This is a genomic window from Pseudomonas sp. E315, from assembly GCF_055406205.1.
Map to the genome: position 1 here is coordinate 68,312 of NZ_JBUZPJ010000011.1, position 16,189 is coordinate 84,500.

14 protein-coding genes are annotated in these 16,189 nt (G+C 55.2%); 13 read left to right on the forward strand and 1 reads right to left on the reverse strand.

Translation table 11 applies throughout. From position 1 onward, the window contains the following. The first annotated feature begins 176 nt into the window (after positions 1-176). The 7 genes from gap (at position 177) to ACZRJQ_RS15945 (ending at position 7,320) form a co-directional block, all read left to right on the forward strand. Positions 177-1,178, forward strand: coding sequence for a type I glyceraldehyde-3-phosphate dehydrogenase (gap, locus tag ACZRJQ_RS15915; RefSeq protein WP_463979282.1), 1,002 nt, complete (start codon positions 177-179; stop codon positions 1,176-1,178). A gap of 4 nt (positions 1,179-1,182) precedes the next feature. After that, positions 1,183-1,647, forward strand: coding sequence for a methylglyoxal synthase (locus ACZRJQ_RS15920; RefSeq protein ID WP_463979283.1), 465 nt, complete (start codon positions 1,183-1,185; stop codon positions 1,645-1,647). 159 nt (positions 1,648-1,806) lie between these two features. Beyond that, positions 1,807-2,325: an RNA polymerase sigma factor gene (locus tag ACZRJQ_RS15925; protein WP_463979284.1), complete on the forward strand. Its 519-nt coding sequence runs from the start codon at positions 1,807-1,809 to the stop codon at positions 2,323-2,325. 108 nt (positions 2,326-2,433) lie between these two features. Next, on the forward strand, positions 2,434-3,402 hold the full coding sequence (locus tag ACZRJQ_RS15930) for a FecR family protein (protein WP_463979285.1): 969 nt from the start codon (positions 2,434-2,436) through the stop codon (positions 3,400-3,402). Positions 3,403-3,520: 118 nt separating this feature from the next. Then, the gene (locus ACZRJQ_RS15935) at positions 3,521-6,121 is read left to right on the forward strand and encodes a TonB-dependent receptor (protein ID WP_463979286.1); all 2,601 of its coding nucleotides are present in this window, start codon (positions 3,521-3,523) and stop codon (positions 6,119-6,121) included. 112 nt (positions 6,122-6,233) lie between these two features. Further along, positions 6,234-6,842 carry a biliverdin-producing heme oxygenase gene (locus ACZRJQ_RS15940; RefSeq protein ID WP_463979287.1) on the forward strand — a complete coding sequence of 203 codons (609 nt, stop codon included), beginning with the start codon at positions 6,234-6,236 and terminating at the stop codon, positions 6,840-6,842. Between the two features lie 58 nt (positions 6,843-6,900). Next, a complete protein-coding gene (locus ACZRJQ_RS15945; protein WP_463979374.1) occupies positions 6,901-7,320 on the forward strand; it encodes a YbaN family protein in 420 nt (139 codons plus the stop codon). A gap of 28 nt (positions 7,321-7,348) precedes the next feature. Here the strand turns inward: ACZRJQ_RS15945 and arcD (ACZRJQ_RS15950) are convergent, their stop codons facing one another. Next, positions 7,349-8,776, reverse strand: coding sequence for an arginine-ornithine antiporter (gene arcD, locus ACZRJQ_RS15950; protein ID WP_463979288.1), 1,428 nt, complete (start codon positions 8,774-8,776; stop codon positions 7,349-7,351). 449 nt (positions 8,777-9,225) lie between these two features. Between arcD (ACZRJQ_RS15950) and arcD (ACZRJQ_RS15955) the strand changes: the two genes are divergently transcribed. The 6 genes from arcD (ACZRJQ_RS15955) to ACZRJQ_RS15980 all read left to right on the forward strand — a co-directional run bounded on the left by arcD (ACZRJQ_RS15955) (position 9,226) and on the right by ACZRJQ_RS15980 (position 16,152). Continuing rightward, on the forward strand, positions 9,226-10,653 hold the full coding sequence (arcD, locus tag ACZRJQ_RS15955; protein WP_463979289.1) for an arginine-ornithine antiporter: 1,428 nt from the start codon (positions 9,226-9,228) through the stop codon (positions 10,651-10,653). A 33-nt stretch (positions 10,654-10,686) separates the two neighbouring features. After that, a complete protein-coding gene (gene arcA / locus ACZRJQ_RS15960) occupies positions 10,687-11,943 on the forward strand; it encodes an arginine deiminase (RefSeq protein ID WP_463979290.1) in 1,257 nt (418 codons plus the stop codon). 76 nt (positions 11,944-12,019) lie between these two features. Next, entirely contained in the window at positions 12,020-13,030 is a 1,011-nt protein-coding gene (locus tag ACZRJQ_RS15965; protein ID WP_463979291.1) for an ornithine carbamoyltransferase, read from the forward strand. Positions 13,031-13,107: 77 nt separating this feature from the next. Then, positions 13,108-14,037 (forward strand): carbamate kinase, encoded by a 930-nt coding sequence (gene arcC, locus ACZRJQ_RS15970; RefSeq protein ID WP_463979292.1) that lies wholly within the window; start codon positions 13,108-13,110, stop codon positions 14,035-14,037. Positions 14,038-14,092: 55 nt separating this feature from the next. Then, the gene (locus ACZRJQ_RS15975) at positions 14,093-14,452 is read left to right on the forward strand and encodes a DUF5064 family protein (RefSeq protein ID WP_463979293.1); all 360 of its coding nucleotides are present in this window, start codon (positions 14,093-14,095) and stop codon (positions 14,450-14,452) included. A gap of 191 nt (positions 14,453-14,643) precedes the next feature. After that, entirely contained in the window at positions 14,644-16,152 is a 1,509-nt protein-coding gene (locus tag ACZRJQ_RS15980; protein ID WP_463979294.1) for a sigma-54-dependent transcriptional regulator, read from the forward strand. Positions 16,153-16,189: the final 37 nt, after the last annotated feature.

Genomic DNA, 16,189 nt, shown 5'->3' on the forward strand with positions numbered 1-16,189 from the left:
CTGTGCTTGTCCTATGCTGATCGAAGACCCGAACCTGCGACTTCGATCATTCGGACCCGTTGATTCAGGTCACTCGTTGTAGATAAAACAAAATATTGCCACTTAAATGGCTTGTTTTCTATTTCTATGCGAATAATCTTGTAATTCCAACAACAAATCGATGGCAGGCGCTTTCAATGACTCTACGAATCGCAATCAATGGTTTTGGCCGAATCGGCCGTAACGTCCTGCGCGCACTGTATACCCAAGGCTACCGCCAGGACTTGCAGATCGTCGCGATCAACGATTTGGGTGACAGCTCGATCAACGCTCATCTGCTCAAGTACGACACCGTTCACGGCACTTTCGATGCCGCGGTGGAGCATGACCACGAAAGCTTAACCGTCAACGGTGACCGTATTGCGGTCAGCGCCATTCGCAACCCGGCTGAACTGCCGTGGGCCGCATTGCAGGTGGACGTGGTCTTCGAATGCACCGGTTTGTTCACTGAACGTAGCAAAGCTGCAGCGCATATTAGCGCTGGCGCGCGCAAGGTGATTATTTCTGCTCCGGGTAAAAATGCCGACGCTACCGTGGTGTACGGCGTTAACCACGACATTCTGCGCCAGTCGCATCAAATTATTTCCAGCGCATCGTGCACCACCAACTGTCTGGCCCCGGTGGCGCAAATTCTGCACCGCGAACTGGGCATTGAAAACGGCTTGATGACCACCATTCACGCCTACACCAACGACCAGAATCTGACCGATGTTTACCACAGCGACCCATACCGTGCGCGCTCGGCCACGCAAAACATGATCCCAAGCAAAACCGGCGCCGCTGAAGCTGTGGGCCTGGTTTTGCCTGAATTAGCGGGCAAGTTGACCGGCATGGCTGTGCGCGTTCCGGTTATCAATGTGTCGCTAGTAGACCTGACCATTGAGCTGAAACGCGAAACGACTGCGGCTGAAGTCAATGCGCTGTTCAAAGAGGCCAGCCAACACTCCAAAGTGCTGGGTTATAACACCCTGCCGCTGGTATCAAGCGACTTCAACCATAACCCGCTGTCATCTATTTTTGACGCCAACCACACCAAGGTCAGCGGCAAACTGCTCAAAGTATTGGCGTGGTATGACAATGAATGGGGCTTCTCCAACCGCATGCTCGATAACTGCCTGGCGCTGTGCAACGCGGAGTAACGCGATGATCGGTATCAGCTTCACCACGACCACCCTGGCGGCGCGCAAGCGTATCGCCTTGGTGGCGCATGATCACTGCAAAGGGTTTTTGCTCGATTGGGCAGAGCGCCATAAATCGACGCTCAGTCAGCACGACCTGTGCGCCACCGGCACCACGGGTTTGCTGTTGAGCCAGCGTTTGGGGCTGGCGATTGAAAGCATGATCAGCGGCCCTCTGGGCGGTGACCAGCAAGTTGGCGCACGCATCGCCGAGCAACAAATCGATATGCTGGTGTTCTTCTGGGACCCTTTTGAACCCCAACCTCACGACCCTGACATCAAAGCCTTATTACGAGTCGCTGCCGTGTGGAACATCCCGGTGGCGTGTAATGAATGCAGCGCTGACTATTTGCTCAGCAGCCCGCTCATGAGCCAGGCTCATGAGCACCGCATTCCTGACTACAACGCGTATTTGAAGGGCCGCGTTTAATCAATGGCAGGTAGACGTCGACGCAGGCTGCTCCTGCCTGTGGCAGGCATCAAACCGCGCATCTACCTCGCTTCTGCAACTGACTTTTGAAAACAGCGCTTGACCAAAGGCACAGATGATAAGCATTATCATTCGCTCGAAAATTGGTCTGGTAGCGCTGTGAGTCAGTCCCGCTTCAATGAAGTTTTCCTTACTCAACGAGTGACATTGCTGCGCACGTTGCAGCGAATGGTTAATAACCACAGCACCGCTGAGGATCTGTTGCAGGAAACTTACCTGCGGGTTACCCGTGCCTTGAGCGAACGCACTGTTGAGCACCTGGAACCCTTTGTGTTCCAGACCGCTCGTAATTTAGCACTCGACCACCTGCGCGCCCGACGCATTCAGGCTCGCACAGTGGTCGACGACGTGCCGATGGAAGTCATCGAAGGCGTGGCCTCCCCGCTCAGCACGCCCGAAGACGCGCATCAAGCCGCACAACTACTGGAGCGTTTGAGCGTGAGCCTGAGTCAGTTAAGTGCCCGCCAACAACGAATTTTCATCCTTAGTCGCTTGCATGGGTGTAGCTATCAAGAGATCGCCGAGGAGCTTGCCGTGTCGTTGAGCACGGTTCAAAAAGAACTGAAATTGATCATGGCAATCTGCATTGGGGTAGCAGATCGGATAAATCAGCCTTAACCTTGTCCGGCAATAACAGTAGGAATGTTCTGATTCATTTGGCAGAGTCTGTGCCTGGAATCACAAGACCTTGAAGAAAAACGTGCCAGATACTGCCAAGGAACACCCGTGACGGACCCTCATCAATTGCCTCGACCTGAGCTGGTACAGGACGTCTTGCAAGACAGTGCCATGAGCCAAGCACTGGACTGGCTGATCATTCTTGAGTGCCCTAGCGAAGCACAAAAAGCGGACTTTGATGCCTGGCTTAATGCCGACCCGGCCCACGCTCAAGCCTACGCTAAAGCCTACGCAGTCTGGAACGGCCAACCACTGATAGACGCCGCTCAAACCTTGCAAGCCCGGCGCTCCCCCAGCCTGTTGCGCCGCTTGAGCCAACACTGGAAACATGTGGCAACGGCTGCGGTGCTGATTATTACCGTTGGCAGTTACAGCAATGTTCCCCTGCGCCTGCAAGCCGACCACTTGACCGTAGTGGGCGAACGTCAGCGCCTGCAACTTGAAGACGGTTCAAAAGTGCTACTCAACACCAACTCTGCGTTTTCCAGCAAATTGGTCAATGCCCAGAGCAGCGCACGCTTGTATCAAGGCGAAGCTTTTTTTGAAATTCCGGCCAATCTTGAACGCCCACTGGTACTGGATGCAGGCCCCGTGCGCGTCAGTGTGCGCGACACCGCCTTTGCCGTTAGCTACCTCAATGGTGAAGCGCAAGTACGGGTGCAACGCGGAGACGTGGATTTGCGGATGAACAGCATCGGCACACAAATGCGCTTGTCTGCCGGTAGCAGCGTCAACATTGGCCCTCAAGGCTTCGGCCAACCTGTAAAACTCAACGCGCAAACTGACCTTGCTTGGGTTCAAGGGCGTCTGGTGTTTGAGAACTGCCCGATGGGCAAGGTGCTGGACGAAGTCCGCCGCTATTACCCTGGCTGGATCGTCAATAACAACCACACGCTCGAAAACGTGGCGGTGACCGGTAACTATCGGTTGGATCAGCCTCTGGACATCCTGCGTTCGCTGGCCAACATCACGTCCAGCAGCCTCTCCGAATTCCCGGCGCTGGTCATCCTCAACTAATTAAAAGTTTTTTTACTCGATAGCCTTTGGTCGTTCGTCTAGTTGTAGTCAATGCAACTGATTCGCATTTTGAGTCAGCTTCGCAACTATAAGATTCGCACACCAGGGAGCGCTATCAATGCCCACACGTTTCAACAGCCGGTCTTCTTCCAACGTCCGAGCAGGCGGTTTGCAGCAGTGCACGTTGTCATTGTTGACGGTCGCCGTGCTATTGGCGGGCGCTCAAGCCATGCCAGTCATGGCCGCCACCGACGCAGAACCGGCTAACCGCACTGTGGGTAATTACAAGTTTGCAATCTCCCAGCAGCCACTGGTTTCGGCCCTGAACGCGTTTACCAGCGTGACAGGCTGGCAAGTTGGCCTGCCCGCCGAACTGGCGCAAAACGTGTCCTCGCCTGGTGTACACGGCTCTCTGCCTCCTGAAAAAGCGCTGGATCGCTTGCTGATAGGCACCAACCTTGGCTACCGCAAACTGAGCAACAACAACATCGTTCTCGAAAAGCGCAGCATCAGCAGCGGCACACTTGCCCTGCAACAAGTAACCATCAGTGCCACGCGCCAAGAGCAAGACGTGAACTCAGTGCCCAGCACCATCACCGTTCATGATCGTCAGGAACTGGACCGACAGAACGTCAACACCATCAAAGAGCTGGTGCGCTATGAGCCGGGCGTTTCAGTCGGTGGCGCGGGGCAACGCGGAGGCATCAGCGGGTACAACATTCGCGGTATCGACGATAACCGAATCCTGACCCAAATTGATGGCGTTGAAATTCCCAACTCCTTCTTCAACGGCCCTTACGCCAAAACCCAACGCAACTACGTTGACCCCGAAATCGTCAAACGCGTCGAGATTCTTCGCGGCCCGGCGTCTGTGCTGTACGGCAGCAGTGCCATTGGCGGTGCGGTCAGCTACTTCACCCTCAACCCCGACGACATCATCAAACCGGGGCAAGATGCCGGCGCACGCCTGAAGGCAGGCTACAGCTCGGCCGACCGCAGCTGGCTCAAGTCTGCCACCGTTGCAGGCCGCGCCGACCAGTTTGACGGCTTACTGCATGTGAGTCGGCGCGATGGCCATGAAACTGAATCTTATGGCGATCACGGCGGCACAGGTTTGACCCGCACAGCGGCTAACCCGGAAGACGTTAAAACCACCAACGTACTGGCCAAGGCGGGCTGGAATTACAACGACGATGACCGACTCGCCTTCACCTATGAAAAGTACGATGACAAACGCGACATTAATCAAAAAAGCGTCGTCGGCGGCATTTTCATAAACGGTAATCCAACGAACATGTACCGTGCTCGTAGTGGCACAGACAACGTGACCCGCGAACGCTTCGGTCTGGAAAACACCTTCGTGCTCGACAGCACCCTGGCCGATCACGGCAAGTGGAGCTTGAACTATCAGGTTGCAAAAACTGATCAAGGCAGCGCAGAACACTACAAAGCATCCCGCGATGTTTTCCGCACCCGTGACACGCTCTATAAACAGCAACAATGGGTATTCGATACTCAGTTCGACAAAGCGTTCTCCATTGCCCAGACCGACCACCTCTTGACCTACGGTGCCACCATCAAGCACGAAAAAGTCACTGGTTCGCGTGCAGGTAAAGGCACTTGCCTCGCCGTTGGCAAAGACTGCGCTGCGGTGGGTGCAACAAGTACCAACACCACTGACACCTACGCCAAAGTCAGCGACTTTCCGGACCCGACGATCAACACCTACAGCCTGTTTGCACAAGATGAAATCAGTTGGAACCAGTGGACCTTCATGCCAGGCCTGCGCTACGACTACACAAAGTTAACCCCTCACATCACGCAAGAGTTCTTGAGCGCTGTAAACCCAGACGGTAAAGACCCCGTTAACGACGACAAAAAAACTTGGCACCGCCTCTCGCCCAAACTGGGCATGACCTACTCGTTCAACGACAACTACACATGGTATGGCCAATACTCCGAAGGTTTCCGCACGCCAACCGCCAAAGCACTGTATGGCCGCTTTGAAAACCTGCAACAAGGTTATGTGGTTGAGCCCAACCCGGATCTGGAACCCGAAAAAAGCAAAAGCTACGAGACGGGCTTACGTGGCAACTTTGATGAGGGGTCGTTCGATGTCGCCGTGTTCTACAACAAATACCGCGACTTCATTGACGAAGACAACATCACCCCTGGCTATACCCTTGAGAAATTCAAAAGCGAAAACATCAAACACGCCACCATCAAGGGCGTAGAACTTAAAGGGCAGTTGCAACTGGATGCGTTTGGCGCACCACAAGGCCTCTACACCAAAGGCTCGATCGCTTACGCCCACGGCCAGAACAATGACACTGGCAAACCGCTCAACAGCGTTAACCCGTTGAGTGGCGTATTTGGCCTGGGTTACGACCAGGACAACTATGGTGGTTTGCTGAGCTGGACACTGGTCAAAAGCAAAAACCGTGTGGACGAAACTTCGTTCAAGTCCCCCGATATTGCTGGCAAAGCGTTCAAAACCCCAGGGTTCGGCATTCTGGACTTGAGCGGTTACTACAAAGTCACCCAGGACGTCACCGTCAGCGCTGGTGTCTACAACCTGACCGACAAAAAGTACTGGCTGTGGGATGACGTACGCAGCTACGACGGCGTAGGTGAAGCCGCTGTTGTTAACCCGGCCAACCTTGATCGCCTGACCCAGCCGGGTCGCAATTTTGCGGTCAATCTGATCTGGGATATCTGATATTGAGTCTTGCTGCGCAGTACTTTGATGCTGCGCAGTGAGGATTTTTTACTGTGATGCGTCTTCTTGTTCGTCTAGTTACCAAGCGCATCTCATTCTCAAGGACATTTGCATGACCACTCCAGACTCCGCACCGCGTCCATCCGAGCGTTCCAAGCGTCTAACCTTGGCCACCCGCGAGACTCACGACACGCTGGGCGAAAAAGTGATGGGCCGCGATCCGTTTGGCAGCCTCGAAAATTACACCCACTTTGCGACCGCTCAGTACCTGTTTCTAACTGAGCTGGCAGCACTGCACACCGACCCGCGTCTGACTCAGCACATCCCCAACCTGCCTGAGCGCTGCCGCGCAGAGCAGATCAAGGCTGACCTGATCGACCTTGGCGTTGAACTGCCCGCTCCTGTCGCCGGCGCCGTGCAAAACCCGAACACAGCGCAAGCACTGGGTTGGGTCTTTGTGTCTGAAGGCTCGAAACTGGGCGCAGGCGTGCTGATCAAGCAAGCCCGCTTGCTGGGCTTGAGCGAAACCCACGGCGCCCGCCACATGGGTGAGCCCGCCGAAGGCCGTGGCCGCAACTGGAAGAGCTTTATCGAAATGCTCGACGCCGTCGAACTTACCCCAGAGGAAGACGCGCAACTTGAGCAAGCGGCCAACGATGCGTTCAGCCGTTTCACCTTCCTGCTTGAACAGACTTACGTCAAACAACCAGAACTGGCTTAAGCTTGACTGGCCCAGCCAGCTCCCGCTGGCTGGGCATCTTTTTATGCGCCTTGAGCCTATGACCCGCCAAACCCAATCTTCGTCGAAAATCGCCCGCGTTCTGTTCGCCCTGTTGGCCTACGTCAGCTTGGGCATCGGCCTGATCGCCATCGTGGTGCCGGGCTTACCCACCACCGAGTTCATCCTGCTCGCGGCTTGGGCTGCCACCAAAAGCTCTCCGCGCCTGAGCGCCTGGCTCGAAAACCATCGCTTGTTTGGCCCTATCCTGCACAACTGGCGCAACGGCAAAATCATTCAGCGCAAAGCCAAAATCAGCGCCACCCTCAGCATGCTGTTAGCGGCTGGCGTGATGTTGTATGCGCTTGATCATGGATGGCCAGTGTTCCTGGCTATTGGCTGCATGAGCCTGAGCAATCTGTGGATCTGGTCACGACCTGAGCGCTTGGTCACCCCCATCGCGACCACCGAACACCCGTAGCAGCTGCCGAAGGCTGCTACGCAACGCGTTACAACGCGATGATGCCGCTGTAGAGCGCATACGCCGCTGATAACGCCGCAATGACCACCGCACCAAAAATCACTTGCTCTGCGGCCTTGAACAGCGGCTCGCCTTGCTCACGTTTGGCTTTGGCAAAAAAGAAGATCCCCGGCGCATACAACAAGGCTGACAGCAGCAAGTACTTGGGCCCCGCCGCATACAGCAGCCACATGGCGTACACCAGCGCCACCAGCCCGACCACCAGGTCTTTGATCCGCCGACGGCTAGCCAGCTTGTAAGTCTCGCCTCTTACACACAACAGCACCGCATACGCTGCTGACCACAGATACGGCACTAAAATCATCGACGACGCCAGATAAATCAGGCTGGTGTAAGTGCCAGCAGACACCAGAGTGATCAGTAAAAAAACCTGAATCATCGCGTTGGTCAACCACAGGGCATTGACCGGTACATGGTTGGCGTTTTCCTTTTTCAGGAAGGCCGGCATGGTGTTGTCCTTGGCCGTGGCAAACAAAATTTCGGCACACAGCAATGCCCACGACAACAACGCGCCCAACAGCGAAATAGCCAGCCCGATACTGATCAGTACCGCCCCCCACTCGCCCACAACATGCTTGAGCACGCCCGCCATCGACGGGTTTTGCAGTTTGGCCAGTTCAGGCTGAGTCATGATGCCCAGCGATAGCACGTTGACCAGCACCAGCAGCGCCAGCACGCCCAAAAAACCGATGACTGTGGCCTTGCCCACATCGGAGCGTTTTTCGGCGCGGCCGGAGTAAACGCTAGCGCCTTCAATGCCAATAAATACAAACACGGTGACCAACATCATGTTGCGCACCTGGTCCATCACACTGCCGAGTGTGGGTGTTTGTTTGCCCCAAAAATCCTGAGTGAAAATGTCCGCTTTAAACGCCACAGCCGCCAAGACGATGAACATCACGATGGGGACGATTTTAGCGACGGTGGTCAACTGGTTGATAAATGCGGCTTCCTTGATGCCGCGCAGCACCAAAAAGTGCACCGCCCACAGCAGCAACGAGGCACAACCAATGGCTATCGGTGTGTTGCCCTGACCAAAAATCGGGAAGAAGTAGCCCAAGGTGCTGAACAGCAACACGAAGTAGCCGACGTTGCCCATCCACGCACTGATCCAATAGCCCCAGGCCGACGAAAAGCCCATGTAGTCACCAAAACCCGCTTTGGCGTAGGCATACACGCCTGAGTCAAGTTCAGGCTTGCGATTGGCCAGCGTCTGAAACACGAAAGCCAGCGCCAGCATCCCGACGGCGGTAATGGCCCAACCGATCAAAACTGCGCCGCCAGCAGCGTGCTCGGCGATATTTTGCGGTAACGAGAAGATACCGCCGCCAATCATTGAGCCCACTACTAATGCAATCAACGCGTTTAGTCGAAGCTTCTGGGTCTGTTGTGACATCGCCACCTCTTTTTTACTCATTAAGTTTTACGCAGGTCAGGCTACAGATGTTCACCGATTAAATATATGTAACCTCAAAGCGTCTATTAAGGTTAGGCAATAAGCGGGCCCCTTCTAATCGCGACATTTTCTATTGAAACCTAAAAAACAATACCTATGTAAATGACGATTTCATTTCCTCGACAGGTTCATGAAATATGAAAACCACATTTGCAAATCTGAAAATACTGTCTAGCTTCAATCCCCACGACCTCGTGATCAGAAACGTATTAATTACCTGCATGCCCTCTGGAGCGGGCCTTTCACCAAGCGTCAAAATAATACGTGATCGCGACCTTCCCTGTTCTACTGACAATGGAATGTAGTAATGCCCTGATCTAAGTCAAATGGCTGAAATATCAACGGATTTATCTTGAGGCCTCACTTCTCCTAGATTGGAGTCAATACAAATGGCAGATACTCCTGGAAAACTACGACTGGGTGCGCTGGTTGCTCTAGTAGTCGGCTCAATGATTGGCGGTGGTATCTTTTCACTGCCACAAAACATGGCAGCAAGTGCCGATGTTGGGGCAATTTTAATTGGTTGGGCCATTACCGCCGTCGGTATGCTAACCCTCGCGTTTGTATTCCAAACTCTGGCAAACCGAAAACCTGATCTGGACGGTGGTGTTTATGCCTACGCCAAGGCTGGCTTCGGTGACTACATGGGCTTTTCATCGGCCTGGGGTTACTGGATCAGCGCATGGTTAGGCAACGTTGGCTACTTCGTGTTGCTGTTCAGCACCTTGGGCTACTTCTTCCCGATCTTCGGTGAGGGCAACACCCCGGCTGCGATTATCGGTGCCTCGGTGTTGCTCTGGGCCGTGCACTTTTTGGTGCTGCGCGGCATCAAGGAAGCGGCATTTATTAACCTGGTGACCACCGTTGCCAAGGTCGTGCCGCTGGTTTTGTTCATCCTGATTGCTGTATTCGCTTTCAAACTGGACATCTTCACCAGTGATATCTGGGGTGTAAAAAACCCGGATCTTGGCAGCGTGATGGATCAAGTGCGCAACATGATGCTGGTCACCGTATGGGTGTTCATCGGTATCGAAGGCGCAAGTATCTTCTCCTCGCGTGCCGAAAAACGTTCAGACGTCGGTCGTGCCACAGTCATCGGCTTTATCACCGTGCTGTTGCTGCTGGTGCTGGTCAACGTGCTGTCGCTGGGCATCATGACTCAGCCTGAACTGGCCAAACTGCAAAACCCTTCAATGGCGGCTGTGCTTGAGCATGTGGTCGGTCACTGGGGCGCGGTTCTGATCAGTGTTGGTCTGATTGTCTCGCTGCTGGGTGCCCTGCTGTCGTGGGTGCTGCTGTGTGCCGAAATCATGTTCTCGGCGGCCAAAGACCACACCATGCCGGCGTTCCTGAAAAAGGAAAACGCCAACCACGTACCGGTCAACGCCCTGTGGCTGACCAACGCGATGGTGCAGGTGTTCCTGGTAATCACACTGTTCTCGGCCAGTACTTATCTGTCGCTGATCTACCTCGCGACCTCGATGATTCTGGTGCCTTACCTCTGGTCTGCAGCTTACGGCCTGCTGCTGGCGGTACGCGGCGAGACCTATGAAAACGCTTTGGCAGAACGCAAAAAAGACCTGTTCATTGGCTCTATTGCCCTGATCTACGCGGTCTGGTTGATCTATGCCGGCGGTCTGAAGTACCTGCTGCTCTCGGCCCTGCTGTACGCACCCGGCGCGATTCTATTCGCCAAGGCCAAGCGTGAAAGTGGCCAACAAGTTTTCACCAGCATCGAGAAAGTTATTTTTGCCGCAGTAGTCATTGGCGCCTTGGTGGCGGCCTATGGACTCTACGACGGCTTCCTGACCCTGTAACAACCTGTTTATGTACTTTGGAGGATGACTGTAATGACCACGGAAAAAGTGAAATACGGCGTACATTCCGAAGCCGGCAAACTGAAAAAAGTGATGGTTTGCTCCCCTGGTCTGGCTCACCAGCGTCTGACCCCAAACAACTGCGATGAGCTGCTGTTTGATGATGTGTTGTGGGTCAATCAGGCCAAGCGCGATCACTTCGACTTTGTGACCAAGATGCGCGAACGCGGGATTGATGTGCTGGAAATGCACAACCTGCTGACTGACATCGTTGCAATTCCAGAAGCACTGGACTGGATTCTGGACCACAAAGTGACCCCTAATCAGGTGGGTGTCGGTCTGGTCAACGAAGTTAAAGCGTGGATTAAAAGCCTGGAGCCACGTAAGGCGGCGGAGTATCTGATCGGCGGCGTTTCGGCTGATGACCTGCCTGACAGCTTCGGTGGCAAAACCATCGAGATGTTCCGTGACTTCCTTGGCCACACCAGCTTTATTTTGCCGCCGCTGCCTAACACTCAGTTCACCCGCGACACCACATGCTGGATCTACGGTGGCGTGACGCTGAACCCAATGTACTGGCCTGCTCGTCGTCAAGAAACACTGTTGACCACCGCCATTTACAAGTTCCACCCGGAGTTCACCAACGCGGACTTCCAGATCTGGTACGGCGATCCAACGGTTGATCACGGCAACGCCAGCCTTGAAGGCGGCGACGTGATGCCAATCGGTAAAGGCGTTGTGTTGATCGGCATGGGCGAGCGGACATCGCGCCAAGCCATCGGCCAATTGGCTCAGAACCTGTTCAAAAACAAAGCTGTAGAGCGCGTCATCGTGGCGGGCATGCCTAAATCCCGTGCGGCGATGCACCTGGACACCGTGTTCAGCTTCTGCGACCGCGATCTGGTCACGATCTTCCCTGAAGTCGTGAGCAAAATCGTTGCGTTCTCGCTGTATCCAGACGAAAGCAAACACGGCGGCATTGACGTGCGACGTGAAGAAAGCAGCTTCCTTGATGTGGTCGCCAAGGCACTGGGCCTCAAAGCCCTGCGCGTAGTTGAAACCGGCGGCAACTCCTTCGCGGCCGAACGCGAGCAGTGGGATGACGGCAACAACGTGGTAGCACTCGAACCTGGCGTAGTGATCGGCTACGACCGCAACACTTACACCAACACCCTGCTGCGCAAGGCCGGTGTAGAAGTCATCACCATCAGCGCCTCTGAGCTGGGACGCGGCCGTGGCGGCGGTCACTGCATGACCTGCCCAATCATCCGCGACCCAATTGACTATTAATTCATCCATTTGAATGCTTGCGCTTGCCCTCACAAAGGGCAGCGCAAGCCGGTTACCAGAAACCCAGGAGATCCCCATGGCGTTTAACATGAAAAACCGCAGCCTGCTCAGCTTGGTGCACCACACTCCACGTGAGCTGCACTACCTATTGGATCTGTCTCGCGATCTGAAGCGCGCTAAGTACACCGGTACTGAAGAGCCGCACCTGAAAGGCAAAAACATTGCGCTGATCTTCGAAAAAACCTCGACCCGTACCCGTTGCGCATTTGAAGTTGCAGCCCATGACCAGGGTGCACACGTGACCTACATCGACCCGGTTTCTTCGCAAATCGGCCACAAAGAAAGTATGAAAGACACCGCTCGCGTACTGGGCCGCATGTTTGATGCCATCGAATACCGTGGCTTTGCTCAAGAGATCGTTGAAGAACTGGCCAAGTACGCTGGCGTACCGGTGTTCAACGGCCTGACCGCTGAGTTCCACCCAACGCAAATGATCGCTGACGTGCTGACCATGCGCGAACACAGCGACAAACCACTGCATGAAATCAGCTACGCCTACCTGGGCGATGCCCGCAACAACATGGGTAACTCGTTGCTGCTGATCGGCGCCAAGCTGGGCATGGACGTGCGTATCGGCGCACCAAAAGCACTGTGGCCAGAAGAGTCATTCGTTAAGCAGTGCCAGGAATTCGCCAAAGAAACCGGCGCAAAAATCACCCTGACCGAAGACCCTAAAGCCGCGGTCAAAGGCGTTGACTTCATCCACACCGACGTCTGGGTATCGATGGGCGAACCGGTTGAAGCCTGGAACGAACGCATCAAACTGCTGCTGCCATATCAGGTCAACATGGACCTGATCAAAGCCTCCGAAAACATCCGCGTGAAGTTCATGCACTGCCTGCCAGCGTTCCACAACTGTGAAACCAAAGTGGGCAAGGACGTGGCTGAACACCATCCAAACCTGAAGAACGGCATTGAAGTCACGGAGGAAGTGTTTGAGTCCCCCTACAACATTGCCTTTGAGCAAGCCGAAAACCGCATGCACACCATTAAGGCGATTTTGGTAGCGGCGCTGGCCGACATCTAAGCAATAACGCCTACCCTGCGGGAGCGCCACCGCTCCCGCAGGACTTGATTGCTCAACGCTTCTATAAGGACTTTTCTATGCGTATCGTCGTTGCACTGGGCGGTAACGCCCTCCTGCGTCGCGGTCAGCCCATGACTGCAGAGAACCAGCGCGAAAACATCCAGACCGCTACTGCCCAAATTGCTCGTATTGCCCCCGGCAACGAACTGGTCGTGGCCCACGGCAATGGCCCGCAAGTTGGCCTGCTTTCCCTTCAGGCCGCGGCTTACACCGCTGTCAGCCCTTACCCGCTGGATGTGCTCGGTGCTGAAACCGAAGGCATGATCGGTTACATGATCGAGCAAGAGCTGGGCAACCTGCTGCCACAAGAAGCCGCCTTCGCCACCTTGCTGACTCAAGTTGAAGTAGACCCTAAAGACCCTGCCTTCCAGAACCCGACCAAGCCCATTGGCCCGGTTTACAGCGAATCTGAAGCCAAGAGTCTGGCAGCAGAAAAAGGCTGGAGCATTGCGCCGGACGGCGACAAGTTCCGTCGCGTGGTGGCCAGCCCTAAGCCTAAGCGTATCTTCGAGATTCGCCCGATCAAATGGCTGCTTGAAAAAGGCACCATCGTGATTTGCGCAGGCGGCGGCGGCATTCCGACCATGTACGGCGAAGACGGCAAACTTAGGGGTATCGAAGCGGTTATCGACAAAGACCTGGCTTCTTCACTGCTGGCTCAACAGCTGGAGAGTGACCTGCTGGTGATCGCCACTGACGTTAACGCAGCGTTCATTGATTGGGGCAAGCCAACCCAAAAAGGCATTGCTCAAGCGCACCCTGACGACTTGGAAAAACTCGGCTTTGCGTCGGGCTCGATGGGACCTAAAGTCGAAGCGGCATGTGAGTTTGCTCGCAAAACCGGCAAGACAGCCGTGATTGGAGCACTGGCGGATATTGAAGCAATCGTTCAAGGTAAGGCCGGTACTCGGGTCAGCACTGAAAAACCGGGTATTACTTACTTCTGAACCTTGGGGCAGGCCAAACAGCCTGCCCTTAATCCCCCGCATTAAGGAGTAGCCTATGGCCTCGTTCGAACCCGGTCACCTGCATATCCATCGCGAACCGCTGCAGCCGGGCGACTTTGGGTATGACATCAAAATTGATTACCAGGTCGTTCAAGATCCCAAGGAAGGCAAGTCGATGCAGTTCGACATGCACGGTCAGATCAACAAAAAAGACTTTAAAGATTCGTTCACCTTGCCCAAAGACCAAGCGTATAACTTCGCCCACGACGCCTTTCAGATCGCCGTCAAGCACGGCATCCCAAAAACCGCTGACATCCGCTCGATGCACGGTTACTACGACAAAATGTTCGCCGATGTCATGAGCCAGCTCAACCACAAACCCGGCGACCCGGTAAATCCAGAGCACCTCGGTTAAACCCCGCCCTTTCCCTTTGTAGTCGCTGCCGCAGGCTGCGAGAGCTGCCAAATAGGGCAGAAAAAGCCGAGTGTAAAGTCGCTGCGCGCGCTATCGCAGCCTTGGGCAGCGACTACGGGTTTTGTCCTTTGGACTAATCTTCCCTCCAAGGCATACTGGCCACCTCCTGGCCCGAAGTGCTCACCGTTCCCATGCGTATCCATGTCAGTTTTATCGACCGTGTCGGCATTACCCAGGAAGTGCTGGCGCTGCTCGGCGGCCGTAACCTCAACCTGGACGCGGTAGAAATGGTGCCGCCCAACGTCTATATCGACGCCCCGGCCCTCAGCCCACAAGTGCTCGATGAACTGCGTGAAGCGCTGTTCCGCGTAAACGGCGTACAGGCAGTCACAGTGGTCGACATCCTTCCCGGCCAACGCCGCCATCTGCAACTCGACGCCCTGCTCGCGGCCATGACTGACCCGGTGCTGGCACTCGACAGCGAGGGCCATGTGCTGCTGGCCAACCCTGCGCTGATCGCGTTGTATGGCCTTGACCCTACCGGTCAACGCATCGACGAACTGTTCAGCGACCCCGGTTTACTGGATGTATTGCTCGAAAACGGCTTCCGGCTGCCCCTGCGCGAAGTGATGCTCAATGGACATCCGCTGATGCTCGACGCCACACCCATCACCGATGCTGGCGCCTTGCTAACGCTGTACCAGCCAAGTCGTATTGGCGAGCGCTTGGCGGCGCTGCATCACGACCACGCTGAAGGCTTTGACGCCTTGCTTGGCGACTCACCTGCTATTCGCACCTTGAAAGCCCGCGCCCAACGTGTCGCCGCACTCGATGCTCCCTTATTGATTCAGGGCGAAACGGGCACGGGTAAAGAACTCGTAGCACGCGCCTGCCACGCAATCAGTGCGCGCTTTGCGGCACCTTTTCTAGCCTTGAACTGCGCCGCGCTGCCTGAAAATCTGGCCGAAAGCGAGCTGTTCGGGTACGCCCCCGGCGCCTTTACCGGCGCACAACGGGGTGGCAAACCGGGGCTGATGGAGCTGGCCAATCATGGCACGGTGTTCCTCGACGAAATCGCCGAGATGTCACCGTACTTGCAAGCCAAGCTCTTACGTTTTTTGAACGATGGCAGCTTTCGTCGTGTTGGCGGCGAGCGCGAGGTGAAGGTCAACGTGCGCATTCTGAGCGCGACCCACCGCAACCTCGAAAAAATGGTCAACGAAGGCACCTTTCGCGAAGACCTGTTCTACCGCCTGAACGTGCTCAACATTGAAGTACCGCCTCTACGCGAGCGCGGGCAAGACATCCTGCTGCTGGCGGGCACCTTTATGCAGCAGGCTTGCACCCAAATCCAGCGCCCGGTGTGTCGCCTGGCACCGAGCACTTATCCTGCCTTGCTGGGTAATCGCTGGCCGGGCAATGTGCGGCAATTACAGAACGTAATTTTTCGCGCTGCTGCGATTTGCGAGAGCACGCTGGTGGATATCGGCGATCTGGACATTGCCGGTACTTCAGTGGCCCGGCAAAGCGACGGCGAGGTAGAAACGCTGGAGCACGCGGTTGAGACCTTCGAAAAAGCACTGCTGGAAAAGTTGTACGTGAACTACCCCTCGACTCGCCTATTGGCCACTCGCCTGCAAACATCCCATACGGCCATTGCCCACCGCCTACGTAAATACGGCATCCCCGCCAAGAGCTGAACACTCGTCTATCGATATCAAAAGCTCGTAGCCTGCG

Bases quoted from the DNA above. Each gene is read 5' to 3' on its own strand.
- gap (WP_463979282.1), top strand. From the start codon at position 177: ATGACTCTACGAATCGCAATCAATGGTTTTGGCCGAATCGGCCGTAAC.
- ACZRJQ_RS15920 (WP_463979283.1), top strand. From the start codon at position 1,183: ATGATCGGTATCAGCTTCACCACGACCACCCTGGCGGCGCGCAAGCGT.
- ACZRJQ_RS15935 (WP_463979286.1), top strand. From the start codon at position 3,521: ATGCCCACACGTTTCAACAGCCGGTCTTCTTCCAACGTCCGAGCAGGC.
- ACZRJQ_RS15940 (WP_463979287.1), top strand. From the start codon at position 6,234: ATGACCACTCCAGACTCCGCACCGCGTCCATCCGAGCGTTCCAAGCGT.
- ACZRJQ_RS15945 (WP_463979374.1), top strand. From the start codon at position 6,901: ATGACCCGCCAAACCCAATCTTCGTCGAAAATCGCCCGCGTTCTGTTC.
- arcD (WP_463979288.1), bottom strand. From the start codon at position 8,776: ATGTCACAACAGACCCAGAAGCTTCGACTAAACGCGTTGATTGCATTA.
- arcD (WP_463979289.1), top strand. From the start codon at position 9,226: ATGGCAGATACTCCTGGAAAACTACGACTGGGTGCGCTGGTTGCTCTA.
- arcA (WP_463979290.1), top strand. From the start codon at position 10,687: ATGACCACGGAAAAAGTGAAATACGGCGTACATTCCGAAGCCGGCAAA.
- ACZRJQ_RS15965 (WP_463979291.1), top strand. From the start codon at position 12,020: ATGGCGTTTAACATGAAAAACCGCAGCCTGCTCAGCTTGGTGCACCAC.
- arcC (WP_463979292.1), top strand. From the start codon at position 13,108: ATGCGTATCGTCGTTGCACTGGGCGGTAACGCCCTCCTGCGTCGCGGT.
- ACZRJQ_RS15975 (WP_463979293.1), top strand. From the start codon at position 14,093: ATGGCCTCGTTCGAACCCGGTCACCTGCATATCCATCGCGAACCGCTG.
- ACZRJQ_RS15980 (WP_463979294.1), top strand. From the start codon at position 14,644: ATGCGTATCCATGTCAGTTTTATCGACCGTGTCGGCATTACCCAGGAA.